Annotated in this window: 1 protein-coding gene; it reads left to right on the plus strand. The window is 71.4% G+C overall.

The features are described 5' to 3' along the window. A partial coding sequence (locus D471_RS0132085; RefSeq protein WP_026128283.1) for an SDR family NAD(P)-dependent oxidoreductase occupies positions 1 to 1,620 on the plus strand: 1,620 nt, incomplete at both ends.

Genomic DNA, 1,620 nt, shown 5'->3' on the forward strand with positions numbered 1-1,620 from the left:
CTACGCCTCCCACACCAGCCACGTCGAACACATCCAGGATGAGCTGACCACCGCCCTGGCCGACATCACCCCCAAGGCCCCGCGCATCCCGTTCCACTCCACCGTGGAACCGGAACCCTCCTTCGACGCCGGGTACTGGTACCGCAACCTGCGCCAGACCGTGCAATTCACCTCGACGGTCACCACCCTCCTCCGCCAAGGCCACACCCGCTTCATCGAGGCCAGCGCCCACCCCGTCCTCACCCACCCCATCGAACACACCGCCGAAACCCACGACCTGACAGCCCACACCACCGGCACCCTGCGCAGAGACGACGACACCCCCACCCGCCTACTCACCTCCCTGGCCACCACCTGGACCCACGGCACCCCCCTGAACTGGACCCACCTCACCCCCACCGGCCACACCACCCCCCTGCCCACCTACCCCTTCCAACACCAACACCACTGGCTCACCCCCCAACCCACCCACACACCCACACCCACGCCCACCACCGGACCCGACACCTGGCGCTACCGCACCACCTGGAAACCACTCCCCGAAGTCACGGCTCCGACGCTCTCCGGCCACCACCTGCTCGTCGTCCCCTCCGATCTCGACGCCTCGATCGTCGATGAGGTCACGCACGCCCTGTCCGAGCGTGGCGGTTCCGTCGACCGGGTCGACGTTCCGCTCGGTACAGAGCGCGACGAGTTCGCCCAGGTCCTCTCCCCTCACCTGGGCACCGACGACGACCACGCCGTATCCGTCGTCTCACTGGTCGGTCTGGCGGAGTCCCTGGACACGGTCACGACGTCGATCTCCCTCATCCAGGCGATCACCGACGTGTCCCCCCAGAGCACCCGGGTATGGGCGCTGACCAGGGAGGCCGTCGCGGTCTCCCCCGGTGAGAGCCCCCAGGACGAGGGGGCCCAGCTGTGGGCTTTCGGCCGTGTCGCCGCCCTCGAGCTGCCCGACGTCTGGGGTGGTCTGATCGACCTCCCCGAGCGGCCCGGCCCGCGGGACCTCGCCCGCGCGGTCACCGTGCTCGGCGGTGGGGACGAGGACCAGGTGGCGATCCGGCCCTCAGGTGTCTACGGGCGCAGGACGGCCCGGATGGCACCGACGAACGCCGCCCCCTGGCGGCCGTCCGGCACGGTGCTGATCACCGGAGGCATGGGAGCCATCGGGCGGCGTCTGGCTCGCAGGCTGGCCGCCGAGGGGGCCGAACGCCTCGTCCTGACCGGCCGTCGGGGCGCGAACGCCCCCGGCGCGGCGGAACTGGCCGAGGAGCTGCGGGGCCACGGCTGCGAGGTCATCCATGCCGCCTGCGACGTGGCCGACCGCTCGGAGCTCGGCGCACTGATCGCCGCCCACCCCCCGAACGCCGTCTTCCACAGTGCCGGGGTGTTGGATGACGCCCTGATCGATACGTTGTCGGCGGAGAGCTTCGACGCCGTGCACCGTCCGAAGGCCCTCGGGGCGACGCTGCTGCACGAGCTCACCGAGGATCTGCCGGACCTGGACGCCTTCGTCCTCTTCTCCTCCGTCACCGGGGTCTGGGGCAACGGCGGCCAGGGAGCCTACGCCGCGGCCAACGCCGCGCTGGACGCCCTGGCCGAGCGCCGCCGCGCCGCCGG

It is taken from the genome of Nocardiopsis lucentensis DSM 44048, assembly GCF_000341125.1.
Taxonomy (GTDB): Bacteria; Actinomycetota; Actinomycetes; order Streptosporangiales; family Streptosporangiaceae; genus Nocardiopsis; species Nocardiopsis lucentensis.